22 protein-coding genes are annotated in these 17957 nt (G+C 67.2%); 5 read left to right on the top strand and 17 right to left on the bottom strand.

All coding sequences use genetic code 11. From position 1 onward, the window contains the following. Positions 1 to 4: 4 nt before the first annotated feature. The 17 genes from AC13D8_RS16715 to AC13D8_RS16635 all read right to left on the bottom strand — a co-directional run bounded on the left by AC13D8_RS16715 (position 5) and on the right by AC13D8_RS16635 (position 13002). Complete coding sequence (locus tag AC13D8_RS16715) at positions 5 to 418, bottom strand: DUF3168 domain-containing protein (protein WP_482969771.1); 414 nt, start codon at positions 416 to 418, stop codon at positions 5 to 7. Continuing rightward, a complete protein-coding gene (locus AC13D8_RS16710; protein WP_482969770.1) occupies positions 415 to 753 on the bottom strand; it encodes a head-tail adaptor protein in 339 nt (112 codons plus the stop codon). Before AC13D8_RS16710 ends, AC13D8_RS16715 begins: the two co-directional genes overlap by 4 nt. Beyond that, on the bottom strand, positions 753 to 1352 hold the full coding sequence (locus AC13D8_RS16705; RefSeq protein ID WP_482969769.1) for a head-tail connector protein: 600 nt from the start codon (positions 1350 to 1352) through the stop codon (positions 753 to 755). Before AC13D8_RS16705 ends, AC13D8_RS16710 begins: the two co-directional genes overlap by 1 nt. Positions 1353 to 1502: 150 nt before the next feature. Further along, positions 1503 to 2681, bottom strand: a complete 1179-nt coding sequence (locus AC13D8_RS16700) for a phage major capsid protein (protein ID WP_482969768.1) — start codon at positions 2679 to 2681, stop codon at positions 1503 to 1505. Positions 2682 to 2712: 31 nt separating this feature from the next. Further along, complete coding sequence (locus AC13D8_RS16695; RefSeq protein ID WP_482969767.1) at positions 2713 to 3270, bottom strand: HK97 family phage prohead protease; 558 nt, start codon at positions 3268 to 3270, stop codon at positions 2713 to 2715. A gap of 18 nt (positions 3271 to 3288) precedes the next feature. After that, positions 3289 to 3531 (bottom strand): GTA head formation protein, RCAP_rcc01685 family, encoded by a 243-nt coding sequence (locus AC13D8_RS16690; protein WP_104017025.1) that lies wholly within the window; start codon positions 3529 to 3531, stop codon positions 3289 to 3291. Further along, on the bottom strand, positions 3524 to 4717 hold the full coding sequence (locus AC13D8_RS16685) for a phage portal protein (protein ID WP_482969766.1): 1194 nt from the start codon (positions 4715 to 4717) through the stop codon (positions 3524 to 3526). The genes AC13D8_RS16690 and AC13D8_RS16685 overlap by 8 nt, the downstream gene beginning before the upstream one ends. A gap of 480 nt (positions 4718 to 5197) precedes the next feature. Further along, positions 5198 to 6541, bottom strand: a complete 1344-nt coding sequence (locus AC13D8_RS16680) for a DNA-packaging protein (protein WP_482969765.1) — start codon at positions 6539 to 6541, stop codon at positions 5198 to 5200. Next, entirely contained in the window at positions 6462 to 6818 is a 357-nt protein-coding gene (locus AC13D8_RS16675; RefSeq protein WP_482969764.1) for a hypothetical protein, read from the bottom strand. The genes AC13D8_RS16680 and AC13D8_RS16675 overlap by 80 nt, the downstream gene beginning before the upstream one ends. A gap of 188 nt (positions 6819 to 7006) precedes the next feature. Beyond that, complete coding sequence (locus AC13D8_RS16670) at positions 7007 to 7603, bottom strand: nucleotidyltransferase family protein (RefSeq protein WP_482969763.1); 597 nt, start codon at positions 7601 to 7603, stop codon at positions 7007 to 7009. An 8-nt stretch (positions 7604 to 7611) separates the two neighbouring features. Then, positions 7612 to 8418: an ABC transporter permease gene (locus AC13D8_RS16665; protein WP_482969762.1), complete on the bottom strand. Its 807-nt coding sequence runs from the start codon at positions 8416 to 8418 to the stop codon at positions 7612 to 7614. After that, positions 8415 to 9299, bottom strand: coding sequence for an ABC transporter permease (locus AC13D8_RS16660; RefSeq protein ID WP_482969761.1), 885 nt, complete (start codon positions 9297 to 9299; stop codon positions 8415 to 8417). The genes AC13D8_RS16665 and AC13D8_RS16660 overlap by 4 nt, the downstream gene beginning before the upstream one ends. 58 nt (positions 9300 to 9357) lie before the next feature. Beyond that, positions 9358 to 10077: a transporter substrate-binding domain-containing protein gene (locus AC13D8_RS16655; protein WP_129432067.1), complete on the bottom strand. Its 720-nt coding sequence runs from the start codon at positions 10075 to 10077 to the stop codon at positions 9358 to 9360. A 27-nt stretch (positions 10078 to 10104) separates the two neighbouring features. Continuing rightward, positions 10105 to 10905 (bottom strand): ABC transporter ATP-binding protein, encoded by an 801-nt coding sequence (locus AC13D8_RS16650; RefSeq protein ID WP_104017032.1) that lies wholly within the window; start codon positions 10903 to 10905, stop codon positions 10105 to 10107. Between the two features lie 94 nt (positions 10906 to 10999). Beyond that, the gene (locus AC13D8_RS16645; protein ID WP_482969760.1) at positions 11000 to 11749 is read right to left on the bottom strand and encodes a phosphate/phosphite/phosphonate ABC transporter substrate-binding protein; all 750 of its coding nucleotides are present in this window, start codon (positions 11747 to 11749) and stop codon (positions 11000 to 11002) included. Further along, on the bottom strand, positions 11746 to 12183 hold the full coding sequence (locus tag AC13D8_RS16640) for a tellurite resistance TerB family protein (protein ID WP_482969759.1): 438 nt from the start codon (positions 12181 to 12183) through the stop codon (positions 11746 to 11748). The genes AC13D8_RS16645 and AC13D8_RS16640 overlap by 4 nt, the downstream gene beginning before the upstream one ends. A 45-nt stretch (positions 12184 to 12228) precedes the next feature. Further along, on the bottom strand, positions 12229 to 13002 hold the full coding sequence (locus tag AC13D8_RS16635) for a 3-hydroxybutyrate dehydrogenase (RefSeq protein ID WP_482969758.1): 774 nt from the start codon (positions 13000 to 13002) through the stop codon (positions 12229 to 12231). A 293-nt stretch (positions 13003 to 13295) separates the two neighbouring features. Between AC13D8_RS16635 and AC13D8_RS16630 the strand changes: the two genes are divergently transcribed. The 5 genes from AC13D8_RS16630 to AC13D8_RS16610 all read left to right on the top strand — a co-directional run bounded on the left by AC13D8_RS16630 (position 13296) and on the right by AC13D8_RS16610 (position 17950). Next, positions 13296 to 15131, top strand: coding sequence for an extracellular solute-binding protein (locus AC13D8_RS16630; protein WP_482969757.1), 1836 nt, complete (start codon positions 13296 to 13298; stop codon positions 15129 to 15131). A gap of 45 nt (positions 15132 to 15176) precedes the next feature. After that, positions 15177 to 15290 (top strand): entericidin EcnA/B family protein, encoded by a 114-nt coding sequence (locus tag AC13D8_RS16625; RefSeq protein ID WP_104017037.1) that lies wholly within the window; start codon positions 15177 to 15179, stop codon positions 15288 to 15290. Between the two features lie 97 nt (positions 15291 to 15387). Continuing rightward, positions 15388 to 16425 (top strand): alanine racemase, encoded by a 1038-nt coding sequence (gene alr / locus AC13D8_RS16620; RefSeq protein ID WP_482969756.1) that lies wholly within the window; start codon positions 15388 to 15390, stop codon positions 16423 to 16425. Beyond that, a complete protein-coding gene (locus AC13D8_RS16615; protein ID WP_482969755.1) occupies positions 16422 to 17207 on the top strand; it encodes an MlaE family ABC transporter permease in 786 nt (261 codons plus the stop codon). The genes alr and AC13D8_RS16615 overlap by 4 nt, the downstream gene beginning before the upstream one ends. Continuing rightward, a complete protein-coding gene (locus AC13D8_RS16610; protein WP_129432060.1) occupies positions 17204 to 17950 on the top strand; it encodes an ABC transporter ATP-binding protein in 747 nt (248 codons plus the stop codon). The genes AC13D8_RS16615 and AC13D8_RS16610 overlap by 4 nt, the downstream gene beginning before the upstream one ends. Positions 17951 to 17957 lie beyond the last annotated feature (7 nt).

Raw genomic sequence — 17957 nt, 5'->3', positions numbered from 1 at the left:
TGGATCAGGCACCGTCATCCACACGCGCCCGAAAGGTCAGGTCGATCCGGCGCAACTGCCCGTCGCGGCTACGTCGCGCGCGGGCGCGCAGGAAGTTGAGTGACACCAGCCACCCGCGATCGAGCGTCAGCGCCGCGCCGACCAGGACATCGCTCACCGCGCCCGCCGTTTGCTTGGCGATGAGAAATCCCGCCGCCGCGCTCACCACCGTGACGGTGACGCGGTGTTCGGCGCCTGCCGCGGTGCCATCACCGCGCTCGCGCACATCCTCGGGACCAAGGATCACGTAGAGATCGGACACCGTGCCCTGAGGGGCCGCGTCGTAGATCGCGCCGCCCACCAGCGCCGCCAGCGCCGGGTCGGCCGAGAGCCGCTGCCAGATCGCCGCCTGAAGTGCTGCCGCCATGCCATAGCTCATGCCACCACTTCCTCTTCAGCCCAGAGCATCAGATACCCGCGGCCCGCGTCGCTCTCCGTCACGGAAAGGATGTGAAAGAGCCGCGCGCCGTCGCGCAGCCGCTGCCCGGGGATTGGTCGAGAGGGGGCGCCCTGCGGGGCCGCGCGCACGGTGACGCGATAGCCCGCACGCCCCAACCGCAGCCCCTCGCCCGCCACCTCGCGCCCCGTGCGCACGTCGAGCGCCGCCCAGAGCGTGCCGCGCACCGCCCAAACCTGCGTGAACCCACCCGCGCCGTCGGGCACGCGATCGGGCGCCTCCAGCACCAGCGGGCGGTCGAGCATGGGCCGCGCCATCACCGTGCCCCCCCGCCCAGCAGGCGCACCTTGCGGTAGCGCTCGATCAAGCTCGCCACGCCAAAGGGCATGCAGCCCTCGCGTAGCGCGGTCTCGGACCGGTGCTCGTAGTAATGCGCCGCGAGCAGCAGTACCGCCTGCGCCAGATCGGCGGGCAGGTCAGCCCAGCCCGTACCATAACCCGCGCGAAACACGATCTCGGCCACGCCGCCCGTCGGCACTATCGGCAATCCATGCCCCACAGGCCGCAGAACCGGGCGGTGCGCGTCGCGCTCCAACCGATAGAGCGCGGCACCGATCACCTCTTCCTCGTCTACGCGGTCGCGCAGGACCAAGCTCAGGATCGCACTCACCGGCGCCACCGGCAGGGGCTGCCCGGCCGGGTCCTGCCAATCGTGCAGAACCCAGGAAAACTGTCGCTCGATCAGGGCCTTGCCGGTGCGACCCTCGATCGCGGCCAGCGCCGCGCGAAGAAATCCCTCCAGCACGGGGTCCTGAATATCGTCATCCGCGAATCCGGTGCCCAGCCGCAGATGCGCCTTGAACTCCGCCAGCGGCAATGCGGCATCGGGCACCGCGGTCTCTTCCATCAGCAACATGGACCATCTCCATCATCCCGGACCCCTCCGGCTCTTGCGGCGCGTGCCGCCCGGCGTTGCACGGACGGAGGGGAAGCTGAACAACGCCGCGTCGCGCGGCACGCGCCCCGGACGGGAGCCATCGGCCCCCGCCCGTCTTCACCGCCCGCCTCAGGCGACGGCGAACCGCAACAGCTTGATCGCCTTGAAATCGCTCACATCGCCGCCCACGCGCTTGGTCGCGTAAAACAGGACATGCGGCTTGGCGCTGAACGGGTCGCGCAGGATGCGCAGGTCGGGCCGCTCGGCCACCGTGTAGCCTGCGCGAAAATCGCCAAAGGCGATGGCATCCGCCCCGCTCGCGATCTCGGGCATGTCCTCGGCGATCAGCACCGGGTAGCCCATCAGCCGCGCAGGCTCTCCGGCGGCCAGCCCGTCGGACCACAGGAACCGGCCATCCACATCCTTGAGCTTGCGCACGACACCGGCAGTGCGCGAATTCATCACGAACGTGGCGTTGGCGCGGTATTCTGCACCCAGCGCGTAAACCAGGTCGACAATCGGATCCGGGCCGCCCAGGTCAGCATCGATGCCCGTGGGCACATAGCCCAGGTTGCCCCAGGTCCAGACGTCGTTGTCCACCGCCGGACGACTGAGGAACCCGCGCGGCTTGTCCACCCCGTCACCCGACACGAAGGCCGCGGCTTCGGCGCGCGAGAACCGGTCGGCGATGCGCGCGGCCAGCCAACCCTCCACATCAAAGGCACTGTCATCGAGCAGCCGCTGGCTCGCCTTCGGCAGCGCGCTCAGCTCGTGCAGCGGGATCGCGATGCGGTCGATCTGCGGCGTGTCGGTCTCGGCCACGCTACCGGTCTCGCTGGCCCAGCCGTGGCCCAGCTCGGTATGGTCCACCAGCACGTCGAACGACGTCGCCTCGACCGCGACCACATTGGCGATCGCCCGGATCGACGCGGTGGAGTTGAGCACCGAGCGGATCGTCTCGGAGGTCTGCGGATCGACCAGATAGCCGCCCTCCGCCGTCACCGCGGTGTTGAGCGCCTTGCCCTCGAGGTCGAGGCCGCGCAGCCCGTCATCGTCACCCGAGCGCAGATAGGCGTCGAACGCCTTGCGATGCGGTGCATGCATGTCGGTTTGGCCTGCCAGTTGCGGGCGCGCCTGTGTCAGGCTCTTGCGTTCGATCATGGTCATCTTGTCTTCCTGCTGTTGAAACCGCGTGGTGATCTCGGCCCGAAAGCCCTTGAACTCGTCGAGGAACCCGCACAGGGCCTCCCCCATCTCGGCTGCCGGAGACACGTCTTCCCCGGTCCGAGCCTTCGTCTCGGTCGTCATCGTCAACTCCTCTCGGTTGCGGGTCGGCGGCTCAGTCGCGCGCCATCTCCCGGCGCGCCGCCCTCAGCACGGCCGCCATCTCGCGCAAGGTGTCGTCCCCGGGGCTCTCGCCCTTGGCCGCCACCCGCGCACTGGGCAGCATCGGGAATGTCACCAGCGACACCTCCCAAAGCTCCAGTTCCTGCAAGAGCCTCTGGCCCTTCTCCTTCCGGCCCGCGCGCACGGTGCGATAGCCGATGCTCAACCCGTCGAGCGCCCCCGCGGCGATCAGCGCCGCCGCCTCGCGGGCGCGCGCGACACCGTCAAGTAGCCGGCCCTTGACCCACAGGCCGCGCCCGTCCTCGCGCACCTCGTCCCAGATGCCGATGGGCTCACGCGGATCGTGCTGCCACAGCATCCGCACGCGGCGCCCCTCTGCGCCCATCCGCTTGAGGCTCGCCGCATAGGCCCCACGCGCGACGATATCCCCGCCTTGATCGGGCGCATCGAACAGGCTCGCATAGCCCTCGATCCCGCCCGCTTCGGTCACGGATAGCCCCTCGGCCCCGCCTTGCATGAATTTGCGCTCCAAATCCGTCTCCATCTCCATCCACCTCATCCTTTCCCCTCAACCCGGCAATGCCGCCAGGATCGGCTGAAACGCCTGCACCAGCACCGCCGCCACCACGCCATAAACCGCCAGCCACAGGCGGCGCTCCAGCCGCTCGACCGTCGCCTCCAACCGCTCCAGCCGCTCGCGCATCGCCCGCTGCTGCAAATCAGAGACCCGCTCATGCGCCTCCAGCCGAAGCGCGGGCGCACAGTCGAATGCCTCGAAACCGTACCGCGGCGGCGGGGCGCCCTCAGTCATCCGCCACCCCACCCGGCAGCGCGGGCAGCCCCAAAAGCGCCCGCTTCTCCGCTGCCGTCAGGAAATCCGCGCCCGCCACGCGGGACCATTGCGCATCGCGCTCGGCCGCAAGCGCCGGCACCCGGTCGAGATCGGGTTGAATCTCCAGCGCCTCGCCCGTGAACGCGTTGAGCCACGTTGCCACCTTGGCGCTCACGCGCGCCACCAGTGGCAGCACCGTCAGCCGGTAAAAGGCGCGATTGGCCTCCTGGTAATTGGCATAGGTCGCGTCACCGGGAATGCCGAGCAGCATCGGCGGCACGCCAAAGGCGAGCGCGATCTCGCGCGCCGCTGCCTCCTTGGTCTGTTGAAACTCCATGTCCGAGGGCGAAAACCCCATCGGCTTCCAGTCGAGGCCACCTTCCAGCAGCATCGGGCGGCCCGCGTTGCGCGCACCCTGATGATGCGCCTCCATCTCAGCGACCAGCCGGTCATACTGATCGGTGCTCAGCGCGCCCTGCCCCTCGGCTCCCTTGTAGACGATCGCGCCCGAGGGCCGCGCCGCATTATCGAGCAGCGCCTTGGACCACCGGCTTGCCGCGTTGTGCACATCCACCGCCTGCGCGGCGGCCTGCATCGGGCTCAGCCCGTAATGGTCGTCCTGCGGGTGAAAGCTCTTGATATGGCAGATGCAGGGCGCACCCTCGCCGATGTGAAACCGATGCTTGCGCCCCGAAACGCTGTATTCATAGGCCACCGGCCAACCATCGGCACCCGGCACCACGCTCATCCGGTCCGACCGCAACACGTGCAGCTCCAGCGGCAGGCCCGCGCCCGCGCCCACCGCCTCAAGATACGCGTTGCCGCTCAGCAGAAGCTGGCCATACAGCGCCTCGAACAGCTCTGCCCGGCCCTGCGCCGGGTTGGGCGCGGCTACCAGGTCGAGCACCGGATGCACGGCAAACCGTTGCTCGGCATCCTGCAACACCAGCGGCAGCGCCGCCGCCGCCTCGGCGATCATCTTGACGGCGCGAAAGCCCACCGGGTTGCCCGCAAAACCGCTCCGCGTGAGGCTTACGGTGTCGCGCGGGCTCCACGCCACGCGCCCCGACCCGCCCCAGGCGATGACGCGGCCCGCAGCGCTCGCCTTCTGCTCCGGGCTCTCTGCCACCTCTGCCCCTCCTTGCCGGAAGAAATCCAGTATCATCGCTCGCTCCTTCACCTCGGCGCTCGAGGGGCATCAGACGGTCAAAGGTTTAAGGAAAGTTAAGCGATGCGTGCGCCCCCTCGAAAACCATCGCATCAACCCGGAAAGAAGCCCGTTGCACGCCGCCGGGCGGGCAAGCGCTGCCCGGCGGGTTGCGGCAACGGGAACGGCCTTGAGCGAACCTTCCGATCTTGGCCCACTTGCGCGGAATCAAGGCGCGGAACGCGCCGCCGCGCAGCGCCCGACCGCCCCCTCGGGCGGGCGCTCCTCGTCGTTGCAAGTAGCTGTGATTGCAGAAGTATCTTGCACCATAAATCGCGCCGCACAACCGGTATTGCGCCCACCCGGCGGTCGGGCGCTGCGCGGCTCACTGCAACGGCAGCTCCAGGCCAATCTCCACGTCCACCCCATCGGCCTGCCGCAGCATCGGGACCACCCCGATCACCCTAGGGCCGCATCTGTCAAGCGCCCGCCCGCCCCTCACACCGCGCGCACGCTCGGGCGGCGCCACTTTGCCCCCGGCTCCACGATCAGATCGGTCAACGCCCAGACGAGCGCATCCACCCGGTCCGGGCTGCCGCGCCCCTCGTAGCCACGATTGGTCATCGCGCACATCTGGTCCTCCAGCGCGGCCAGCCCCCGCACGTGATGCACCCGCCCCTGCTCGTATAGCGCCGCCACCGGCTCGGCGCGCGCCGCCTTGCCGCGGCTGGCGTGGACCTTGCGGAACGGTACCAGCGGATCGACCTGCCGGATCACCTGCTCCACCAGGTCGCCGCCCTGGTTGACCTCGGCCACCAGACGGTCTGCCCCCCAGCGTTCCATGGCGCGGATCGCGGCCCGCGCCCAGGCCGCCGGGCTCGCCGCGTTCACGCTTGCGTCGGCCAGCACCCAGGCCCGCCAGTCCTGCACCGGGCCTTGCGTAACCACCCCCACCACCACGATACCGCATGCGTCCGAGCCGGCATGGCCCGTCACCGGCGGGTCGATCGCCACCACGATCCGGTCGAGGTCGGGCACGGCCTCCACCCGCCCTGCCTCCAGCATTACCGGCGTCCAGAGCGCGTCCTCGGTGGCGTCCACCAGCACCCCCTCCAGCTCTTGCCGCCCCAACCGCGTACCGGCGTAGCGCGCGCGTACCTCCTCCAGGAAACCCTGCGCCAGATTCGCAGCATTGGCCTCTGTGGGCGCGCTCGTCACCACGGTGCTGTCGCTCGCGAGGATGTCCTTGACCACGCCGACGTTGCGCGGCGTCGTGGTCACGCAGACCTGCGGTGCCTCACCCAGCCGCAGCCCGAATTGCAGCATGTCCCACGTCTCGCGCGCCTTCTTCCACTTGGCCAGCTCGTCCACCCACGCGCCATCGAATTGCGGCCCGCGCAGCCCCTCGGGCTCGTGCGCCGAGAACACTTGCGCCACCGCCCCGTTGGGCCAGACCAACCGCTTGCGCGTGGCCTGCCACTCGGGCCGCCGGTCAGGCGGGCTGCACGCCATGATCCCGCTCTCGCCAAAGACCATCACCTCGCGCACCTGCTCCACCGTCTCACCGATCAGTGCCAACCGCTTGCACGCCCCTTCACCGAGCGGCAGCGCGCCCTCTACTTGCGCGCGCACCCATTCGGCCCCGGCGCGCGTCTTGCCCGCGCCGCGCCCGCCCAGGATCACCCATGTGCGCCAGTCCCCCTCGGGCGGCAACTGATGCTCCATCGCCCAGAACTCAAAGATATAGGGCAGCGCCAGCAGCTCACCCTCGCTCAGGGCATCGAGGAACTCGTGCCGTGCATCGTGCCCTTGCGAGACGGTCCATGCGGCACCGGATCTCAACCCGGGCGGCGTCGAAGTCGATGGCGTAGCCGTGGACGATGCCACGCTCGTGTTGTCTGCGTTTTTCAAGCTGTGCCTCCATTTCAATTGCGATCTTGAGCCATTGACGGATTTCCGTCGTGGCCCGCGTCGCGTTTTTCAATTCGTCGAGTTCCCCGGCCCGTATCCGCCGATGAAGCGCCTCGAGCTCCCCGCGCATGTCCGCAAGCTGCTCTTCAAGCGAATTGATCGCACTGGTCAGGCCCGAAGGCCCCTCCTCCGGGGTGATCAGAACCATGCGTGTCGCTGCCTCATGCCGTTTCCCTTCTCGCGATGCCCCCCGCCCGCGCCGACATGAAAAGGCGGCCTCCGGGGGTGTCCCGGGGCCGCCTGCCCATCTCGCTCAGCACGACACAACCTATACGAGCAAACACGCGGTGAGTCAAATCCGCGCGCACGCCAACTGCCCGTTATATTTACATTTTCTTAAGGTTTTGGTGCCCCGCCCTCACGCCACGCGGCCCAGTCCTCGGGCGTGTCGAGATCGGTCACCGCGCGGCAGCCCGGCAGCGCGACGCGCGCTACATCATGCGCCGCAAGGATCACCCGCGCACCTTCGTCCCCCCGCAGCGCCGCCATCTCTGGCAATAGCCGCGCCGGGAACACCACCGGATGCCCCGCCCGTCCATCCTCGGCGGTCGCGCGCAGGATGCGCTGCCCGTCAAAGGCGTCCCACACCGCGCGCAGATCGGCCCCGGTCAGGTCCGGCAGATCCGGCAGCAGCACCATCAGCGCCCCTGCCCCGCGCGCCTCGGCCCATTTCGCCCCCCGGCGCAGCGACGCCGCCATCCCCTCGCCCGCATCCGGCACCTCCTCGACCCACAGCCTCGGCCCCATCAGCGGGGCCAGCGCCTGCGCGCGCGCCGCCCCCCCGGGCGGCACCGTCACCAGCACATCGGCATCAAGGTCCAGCGCCACCGCCACACGATCGGCCAACAGCGGCCGCCCCCGCACCTCTTCCATCAGCTTGTCGCGCCCCCGCATCCGCCGCGACGCGCCCGCCGCCGGTACCAGGATCGCCACCGCCCCCGTCACCGGATGACGTTGAGCCGCAGCCGCAGCCCACGCCGCGCCTCCTGCGGCAGGTGCCGGTTGAGGTGCCGGTTCACCACGCCGAAAATCCCGATGATGACCAGCGTCAACAGGATGAAATACCCGGCGAGGATCGGGTAGGGCACGAAGGGGTTGAAGGTCTTGTCGGCGAAGTAATTGGCGTAATACAGCGCGTCGCCCCGCTGTTGCCACGCCGGAAAGCCCGAGAAGAACACCAGCGTTGTCGAGTGGAACAGAAAGATCGCCTCGTTAGTATAGGCCGGCCACGCGAGCCGCAGCATCGTCGGCCACACGATCTTGCGAAACCGCCGCAGCCCCGAGAACCCGTAGGCATCCGCGGCCTCGACGTCGCCCTTGGGGATCGAGCGCAGCGCACCGTAGAATATCTCGCCCGAATAGGCGGCAGTGTTCAGAAACAGCACGATAAGCGCCCCCAGCCACGCCGAGGTGAATGCGTCAAAGACCGGGCTGACCGATTTCAGCGACAGAAACAGGAAATAGGCGAAAAAGAACTGGATGAAGAGCGGCGAGCCGCGAAAGATGAAAATGAACCACTCCGACGGCTTTCTGACGAGCGGATTGCGCGCGCCCTTTCCCAGTGCCACGACCGTGGCGAGGAAGAACCCCGCGAAAAGCGCCAGCGCCCCGAAATACACGTTCCAGATCAGTCCCGACCCGATCAGCGTGAAATGCTCGCACAGCGTGTATCCGTCGCGTGGCAACAGCCGCTCGCCATGGCCGAGACTGCGCAGCGCGTAATCCTGAACCGTCTGCCAGCAGCTCATGCGCCCGCCCTCCGCTGCGCTTCGCCGCCCGTCGTCGCCTGCCCGTGGCTCAGCCGCACCATCACCCGCTCCAGCGCCACCTCCGACACCTTGGTCAGCCCCAGGTAAAACACCAGCAGCGCGAGGAAATACCACATCCGCCAGTCACCGTGCGGATACTCGGTAAAGCGCGGCAGCGCCGTGCCGCCCATCTCGCGCGCCCAGTAGACGATATCCTCGATCCCCAGCAGGAACAGCAGTGGCGTGGCCTTGGTCAGCACCATCCACAGGTTGCTGAGGCCGGGCAGCGCATAGACCCACATCTGCGGCACGAGGATGCGCCAGAAACTCTGGCGCCGCGACATGCCGTAGGCCTCCGCGGTTTCAAGTTGCGCATGCGGCACCGCGCGCATCGCGCCATAGAGCACGTTGGCCGCGAACGCGCCGAACACGATGGCAAAGGTCAGAACAGCGACGAAGAATCCATAGGTGTCATGCACCCATTGCGGCGAATTGCCCAACGGCAGCTTGGCCGCCTGGCACACCACGAAATCGCTGCCCTGCCATATCTCGTCGGGCCAGTCGGGGCATTTGATCTTGTGGCGGATCACCTCGAAAATCTGGTCGAGCGCAATCACGAAGAACAGGAAAAAGGCGATGTCCGGCACGCCCCGCACGATGGCGATATAACCCTTGCCGAACCACGACAGCGGCCAGATGCGCGACCGCGCCGCCATCGCCCCGCCAAACCCGAAGGCAAGCGCCGCGGGCGCGGTGATCGCCAGAAGCAACAGCACCGTGCCCACCGCGATGTAAAGATTGGCGTGTTTCACGGTGGTGAGGTAGCACGCCAGCCACCGCGCACTGTCGAGTGTCGCGGGATCGGAGCAAAATGAAAACATCAGGGCCGCCCCCGAAAGATCGGCCCGCGCGCCCCATGGCGCGCGGGGATGAAAGCGGTCACTCGAAGGTGGAGGACACTTCCCACTTCTCGATCATCGTGTTGAGCGTGCCGTCATCCTTCATCGACTGAATCGCCGCGTCGAAGGTCTCACGCAGCTCGCCGTCGGATTCGCGCACGCCCATGCCGACGCCGCCGCCCAGGGGCACATCGTCCCCGACGAACATCAGGCCCGGGTCCTCTTGCGCGATCGGCGCGAGGTAGGACTTGTCGGCCAGAACCGCGTCGGCCTCGCCGTTACGCACGGCGGCGATGGTTTCCTCAGGTGTGGCGAATTCCAGCAGGGTCGCGCCCGATTCGGCCACGTAGCCCGCCTGGATCGTGCCGGTCTGCGCGGCGATCACGCCGCCCGAGAGGTCAACGTCGTCGGACATGGCCAGATAGGCGGACGGGTCTGGCGGCGTATAATTCTGGGTGAAATCAATCACCTGGTCGCGCTCGTCGGTGATCGACATGCCAGCGATGATGGCGTCGTAGTTGCCCGAAACGAGGTTGGGAATGATGCTGTCCCAATCGTTCGTCACCCATTCACAGTTAAGCTCGGCGCGCTTGCACAACTCGTCGCCCAACTCGCGCTCGAAACCATCGACCTCGCCCGCATCATTGATGAAGTTCCACGGCGGATAGGCACCCTCGGTGCCCAGCCGCACGACGTCCTGCGCCATCGCCATGCCGGCCATCATGGCCACGGCGGCGGTGGAAACGAGTAGTTTCTTCATGGTCTTCTCCCTCCTGGTTGGTAACGGTCAAGCGGCCATCGTGGAGCTGAGAAAGCCCCGCAACCGCTCTGATTTCGGTGCGCCGAACAATTCGTCGGACGCGCCTTCTTCCTCGATCAGACCCTGGTGCAAGAACACCACGTGATCGCTCACGTCGCGGGCCATGCTCATGTCATGGGTAACGAGCATCATCGTGCGCCCCTCGTTCGCGAGGTCCTTGATGACGCGGATCACCTCCTGTTCCAGCTCGGGATCGAGCGCCGAGGTGGGCTCGTCAAAGAGCAACGCCTCGGGTTCCATGCACAGCGCCCGCGCGATCGCCGCTCGTTGCTGCTGCCCGCCCGATAGCTGCGCAGGGTATGCATCGCACTTGTCGCCGATACCTACCTTGTCGAGATAGCCGCGCGCCGCGTGCTCCGCCTCCGCCCGGTCGCGCCCCAGCACCGTCACCGGTGCCTCCATCACGTTTTGCAGGATGGTCATGTGCGCCCACAGGTTGAACTGCTGGAACACCATGCTGAGATTCGTACGAATGCGCAAAACCTGTTTGGCGTCAGCCGGATGACGACCCAATCCCTCGCCCTTCCACTTCACCGGCTCGCCATTGAACAGGATGTCGCCCTGCTGGCTGTCCTCCAGCAGGTTGGCACAGCGCAGGATGGTGGACTTGCCCGATCCCGACGACCCGATGAGCGAGATGACATGGCCCCTGGGGGCGGTGATATCGACGCCCTTGATGACCTCAAGCGCGCCATAGGCCTTGTGCAGGTTTCGGATTTCGATCACCGGCGTTTCGGTCACGCGCGTCCCCCTGTCGGACTCTGGCATTGCGACGTCTTCGTGACAATAGGGCCGAAAATTCTGCGCGATGCAACTTGCAATGCGGCGGAACAGGCCGCTTGCCCGCCGAATTGACGCCCGGTCAGGTCAATTCGGAGGCAGGCGGTGCCGGTATCGGCAGCGCGAGATAGGCCTCGGGCGCGATCTCGACCAGCCCGGAAATCCCCAGCGTGTCGCGATCCTCCGGCGGCATCGCGAGCAGCGCCGCCGACAGCGCGGCGCGGATAGGGGCGGGGTCGCGCGTGGCGGCGGTGATCCAGGGCAGCGCCGGGGTGGGATCGGTGCGCCCGATCACTCGCAGCGCATCCGCGAACCTATCGGTTCGCGCCATGAACCTCCAGCTTAGCGCGTCCAGCGCGGCGATATCCGCGCGCCCGTCGGCCACCGCCTGCGCCGATGCCGCGTGCGCGCCCGTGCGCAGCGTTTCGGTGAAGGCAAAACCCCGCGCCGCCGCCCAGGCCTGCGGCGCGGCCCAGCCCGATTGCGACAGCGGCTCGTTATACGCCAGCACCGCCTGGGCATAGGCCTGCGGATCGTCGCGCGGATCGTCGCGACGCGCAACGAAGACGCTGTAATACTGCCCCAGCGGGCAATCCGGCAGGTCGCAGACCGGCGTTCCGACAAGGTTCACCTTGTCGTAAAGCCTTGACCGGTAAGGCAAACCACAGGTCTGCGACAAGAGCAGATCGGGGCTTTGCCACTGCGCCCAGAGGTCGCCATCCCGCGTCAACGCCTCCGGCCCCTCGCCCAGTCGCGCCCGCACCGCCTGCCACAGCCGGTCATTGGCTGCCGCCGTCTCGGGCCGGTCATACATCGGCAGGCTGGCGATCATCCGCGCGTTATCCGCTGGCGGGCACGGGCGCTTTCCTGATCGGTCAGGCCCAGCAGGCTTGTCACCAGCCGGATAAGCGAATCCTCGTGCGCCTCGCGCGCACCGTCGGCCAGCGCCACTTGCCATAGTGCCTCTATCACCTCGGCGCGGGCCTCGTGCGGCACGGCATCCTTGATCGCGCGGGTGAAACGGACGGTGTCAGGTGCCTCCGCCTCCAGCGCCTCGGCGTCGCCGCGCAGCGCTTCGGCTCCGGCCTCGTCGAGCCCGTAGCGCCCCGACAGGATTCCGGTGATGCGCGCGCGTTCATCGGCATCGTAGTGGCCATCGGCGCGCGCGAGGCGCACCATCAGCGCCGACAGCGCAAGCCGCGCGTCCGCGTCAGGCAGGGTCTCGGGGGCGGGGGCCAGAAGCCGGCTGAGCAGATCTCCAAACATGCTGTCCGATATAGACCGCCCGCGCGCCCGCGCCAATGCCCCTACTTACTGCGCGCTCCAGCCGCCATCGACGCTGATCGTCGTGCCGGTGACTTGCGCCGCTGCGTCCGAGCAGAGATAGAGCACGGTCCCGGCAAGCTGCTCGACCGTGACGAATTCCTTGGACGGCTGCTTGGCGAGGATCACCTCCTCGATCGCGGCATCCTCGGAAATGCCGTATTGCTTGGCCGTGTCGGGAATTTGCGCCTCCACAAGCGGGGTGAGAACGTAGCCCGGACAGACCGCGTTGCAGGTGATCGGTTCTTTCGCGGTCTCGAGCCCTACCGTCTTTGTCATGCCGACGACACCGTGCTTGGCGGTGACATAGGCAGCCTTGTAGGGCGAGGCGCGCAGCCCGTGAGCGGAGGCAATGTTGACGATCCGGCCCCAGCCCGCCTTGCGCATCAGCGGCAACGCGGCGGCGGTGGTGTGAAAGGCCGAGTTCATGTTGATCGCGATGATCGCGTCCCACTTGTCCTGTGGAAACTCGTCAATCGGCGCGACATGCTGGATCCCCGCGTTATTGATGAGGATATCACAGGCCCCCGCCTGCTCGATCAGCGCGCGGCACTCGTCGGGTTTCGACATGTCAGCCCTGATGTAGCGCACTTGGCTGCCGGTCTCTTCGGCGATTCGGCGGGCCAGCGCGTGATCCTCGTCCGAATCGGTGAACGAGTTCAGCACCACGTTCGCCCCGGCGCGCGCCAGTTCCTCGGCGATGCCAAGGCCGATACCGGAATTCGACCCGGTGATGACGGCGGTCTTGCCCTTCACACTCATGCTCTGTCTCCCAATGTGTACTGCGCACGCAGCATAGATGCCGCGTCGCGGAATTGCACGCGGGCTCTGCGGTCACGTCGCCGTGAGCCGCCGGAACGCGGACAAAAAAAACCCCGGCACAAGGCCGGGGTCTAGTCATTGAGGCAGGTTTCATACAGGCAAGAAACCTATCGAGCAGTGACCCCTTTATAAGCAATCCTGCGGTTCAGTCCAAGCTAAAAGTTTGAAAAGACGTGAATCCGGTCTTAGGCTTGGCGTCAAGAAAACAAGGCAGAGCAGGAATTGTCGCCAAAATGATACCGGATTTTTTCTCCATATTGCGCGGCGCGCTGGCGGCGCTCGTGGTCGCGCTGGCGGCCCCGCCGACAAGTGCTGAGCCCGCGCATGGCATAGCTATGTATGGCACCCCCGCCCTGCCACCTGATTTTGTGTCCCTGCCCTATGCCAACCCGGATGCGCCCAAGGGCGGGCGCATCGTCACTGGCAATGTCGGGAGCTTCGATTCGCTCAATCCCTTTATCATTCGCGGCACCGCGCCGTGGCAGATCGCGCATCTCACGCACGAAACGCTGATGGGCCGCTCGTATGACGAACCTTTCACGCTGTACGGCCTGCTGGCCGAATCGGTCGAGACCGATGCGGCCCGATCCTGGGTGGAATTCACCCTGCGGCCCGAGGCCCGATTCTCCGACGGCGCGCCGGTGACGGTCGAGGACGTGATCTGGTCCTTCGAGGCGCTGGGCACACGCGGTCACGCCCGCTATCGCAGCTTCTGGCAGAAGGTCGCCTCCATCGAGGCGACCGGCGCGCGCAAGGTGCGCATCACCTTCAACGAAGCCGATCGCGAACTGGCGCTGCTGGCCGGGATGCGCCCGATCCTGCAAAAGGCACAATGGGAGGGACGCGACATCGCCGAAGGCGGGCTCAACGACGTGCCCCTCGGCAGCGGACCCTATGTCGTCGCCGACTACGAGCCGGGCCGCTTTGTGTCGCTGAGGCGCAATCCCGATTACTGGGGCCGCGACCTGCCCTATCGCCGCGGCACGCATAATTTCGACGAGATCAGGATCGAGTTCTACGGCGACGACACGGTGCTCAAGGAGGCGTTCAAGGGCGGGCTGCTGAGCTATGTGCGCGAGTTCAACGCCGAGGCATGGGCCAATCAATATGACTTTCCCGCCGTGGAGCGCGGCGAGATCGTGCTGTCGGAAATCCCCCACGAGCAGCCCTCAGGGATGACCGGCTTCGTGATGAACACCCGGCGCGCACCGCTCGATGACTGGCGGGTGCGCGAGGCGCTCATCACCGCGTTCAACTTCGAGCATATCAACGACACGCTCACCGGCGGGCGGCAACCGCGCATTACCTCGTATTTCTCGGGCTCCGAACTGGCCATGCGGCCCGGCCCGGCCGAGGGTCGCGTGCGAGAGCTGCTCCTGCCCTTCGGGGACACGCTGCTGCCCGGCGCGCTCGACGGCTACGACCTGCCGGTGAGCGACGGCACGGCGCGCAACCGCGCCGGGCTGCGCCGGGCGATGCGTCTGCTGGGTCAGGCGGGCTGGCAGGTGCAAGAGGGCCGGCTGGTGAACGACGCGGGCCGCCCGCTGGAACTGACCGTCCTGCTGCAACAGGACGGGCTGATCGCGCAGGCGGGCGCGATGATGGACATATACACCCGCGCGCTGGCGCGGTTGGGCATCGCGCTCACCATCGAGACGGTGGACAAGGCGCAATATTCCGAGCGCGCGGCGCAGTTCGATTTCGACCTGACGATGATGCGCCGGTCACTGTCGCTGAGCCCGGGTAACGAGCAGCGATTCTACTGGGGGGGCGATCATGCCGACGAGCCCGGCAGCCGCAACCTCATGGGCATGCGCTCGGAGGCGGCCGAGGCGATGATCGACGCCATGCTCGCTGCACCCGATCGCGAAGGCTTTATCGCCGCCACCCGCGCGCTCGACCGGGTGCTGACGACCGGGCGCTATGTCATCCCCATCCACCGCTATGCGGTGGGCCGTATTGCCCACAGGGCAGATTTGACCTATCCTGTGGATAACCTGCCGATCTACGGTGACGGAATTCATTTCCTGCCGACGGTCTGGTGGGACAAGAAGAGCGAAGAGCCATAAGGCAACGCCGTCACACGAGCAGAGCAACCAAGCACAGGCAGACACATGCGCAAACTGATAGCCCTCGCCCTCATCGCCGGGCTGGCCGGGTGTGCCACCGTCGATGGCATCGGGCGCGACATCTCCGGCGCCGCGCGCGGCGTCCAGAGCTGGTTCTGACGCGGTCGCGGGCGGCGCGGCGCTCATGGCTCGCGCCGGTAAGCGCGGGGCCTGCTTTCCCCTTGACGCCCCCGTCCTGACTGTCAAAACCCATGTCATGAGCACCGCCACCCTCACGATCGACCTCGACGCCATCGCCGCCAACTGGCGCGCGCTCGACGCCGCCAACACGGGTGAGACGGCAGCGGTGGTCAAGGCCGATGGATATGGGCTCGGGGCGGCGCGCGTCGCCCGCAGGCTGGTGCGCGAGGGCGTGCGCAGCTTCTTCGTGGCCATCGCCGAGGAGGGGGCCGCGCTGCGTGACGTGGTGGGGCCGGAGGCGGCGATCCACGTATTCTCGGGCCACATGCCCGGCGATGCCGACATGATCGCGGACTGCGGCCTCGTGCCGATGATCAACTCGGTCGACCAGATGATCCGCCACGCCGAGGCGCTTCCCGGCCGCGCCTTTGGCATCCAGCTCGACAGTGGCATGAACCGGCTGGGGATGGAGCCCGCCGAGTGGCAGGCGGTGCGCGAGATCGCGCTGACGCAGGGGCTACAGCTCATCATGAGCCACCTTGCCTGTGCCGACGAGGCGGATCACGCGATGAACGCGCAGCAGTTGCGCGCCTTCCGCGAGATGACCGAGGGGTTGGATATCCCGCGCAGCCTCGCCAATACCGGCGGCATCCTGATGCACCCCGATTACCATTTCGACCTCGCGCGTCCAGGGATCGGGCTTTATGGCGGCGCGCCTTTCACGGACGCGCGGCCGGTGGTCACGCTTGACCTCCCCGTCATCCAGTGCCGCGACCTGGAGGCAGGCGAGACGGTGGGCTATGGCAACGATTTCGTGGCCGCCCGCCCCACCCGGATCGCCACCGTATCGGCGGGCTATGCCGATGGAATCCTGCGGGGCATGGGGCCGCGCACGTCCCTTTATGCCGAGGAGACGCCCTGCCCCATTGCAGGCCGTATCTCGATGGACCTGATCGGGGTGGACATCACCGACCTGGGCCACGATCCGTCGAGCCTGCGGCTGCTCGGTCCCGAGCAGGGCATCGACGTACTGGCCGACAACGCGAGCACCATCAGCTATGAAATCCTGACCTCGCTGGGGGGGCGCTACACGCGGCGCCTTGTCGGCGCGTGAGTGCGCTCGCACGCCTCCTCGCGGCCATCGGGCGGGCGGTGATCACCGCGCTGGCCGGGGTCGGGCGGGTGACGCTCTATGCCACCGACGCGGTGAGCCACCTCGCGCGTCCGCCCTTCTACTGGCGCGAGTTCGGCCATGCGCTGGTGCAGATCGGCTGGCTGTCGCTGCCCGTGGTGGGCATGACGGCGCTCTTTACCGGGGGCGCGCTGGCCTTGCAGATTTACGCCGGCGGCGCGCGCTTCAACGCCGAGACGGTGGTGCCCTCGATCGTGGCCATCGGCCTCACGCGCGAGCTTGGCCCGGTGCTGGGCGGGCTGATGGTGGCCGCGAGGGTGGCCTCAAGCATCGCGGCCGAAATCGGCACGATGAAGGTGACCGAGCAGATCGACGCGCTGACCACGCTGTCCACGAACCCGATGAAATACCTCACCCTGCCCCGCGTGCTGGCCGCCACGCTGGCGCTGCCGCTGCTGGTGGCAGTGGGCGACGCCATCGGCATCATGGGCGGGTTCATGGTGGGCGTCGGGCGGCTCGATTTCGGGGCGGGCACCTATCTCAAGACCACCATCGACTTTCTCGAGACATGGGACGTGGTCTCGGGCCTCATCAAAGGGGCGGTGTTCGGCTTCATCGTGGCGCTGATGGGGTGCTATCACGGGATGAATTCGGGCCGCGGCGCGCAGGGCGTGGGCCGCGCCACGAAATCGGCGGTGGTGGCGTCGTCGGTGCTGATCCTCGCCGCCAATTACGTGCTGACCGAGGTATTCTTTTCCGCATGATCGAGCTTACGGACGTTCACAAGGCCTTTGGCGAGAACCGCGTGCTGCGCGGGGTGAACCTGACGATCCCGTCCGGCACGTCGATGGTCGTCATCGGAGGCTCGGGCACCGGCAAGTCGGTGGCGCTCAAGTGCATCCTCGGGCTGATCCGGCCCGACAGCGGCGAGATCACGCTCGACGGGCGCGACGTGACCAAGGGTGACCGCGACGCCTTTCTTGCGCGGTTCGGGATGCTGTTCCAGGGCGGCGCGCTGTTCGATTCGCTGCCGGTGTGGCAGAACGTGGCCTTTCGCCTGCTGCGCGGCTCGCTCAAGCGGCCGAAGGCCGAAGCGCGCGAGATCGCCATCGAGAAGCTGCGCCGCGTGGGGCTGAAACCGGATGTGGCGGATAACTTCCCGGCAGAATTGTCGGGCGGCATGCAGAAACGCGTGGGCCTCGCACGGGCCATCGCCGCGGAACCGGAAATCATCTTCTTCGACGAGCCGACAACGGGTCTCGACCCGATCATGTCAGGCGTCATCAACGAGTTGATCCGCGAGATCGTGGTAGAGATGGGCGCGACGGCCATGACCATCACCCACGACATGACGAGCGTGCGCGCCATCGCCGACAACGTGGCAATGCTGCATGACGGGGTGATCCAATGGACCGGGCCGGTGGGGGAAATGGACACGTCGGGCGATCCCTATCTTGACCAGTTCATCCACGGGCGCGCCGAGGGACCGATCGAGGCAGTGCGGTGAACGGGGC

The organism is Roseovarius sp. B-10 (genome assembly GCF_056859295.1).
The sequence above is the reverse complement of the archived record's forward strand: the minus strand, read 5'-3'. Positions and strand labels throughout refer to the sequence as shown.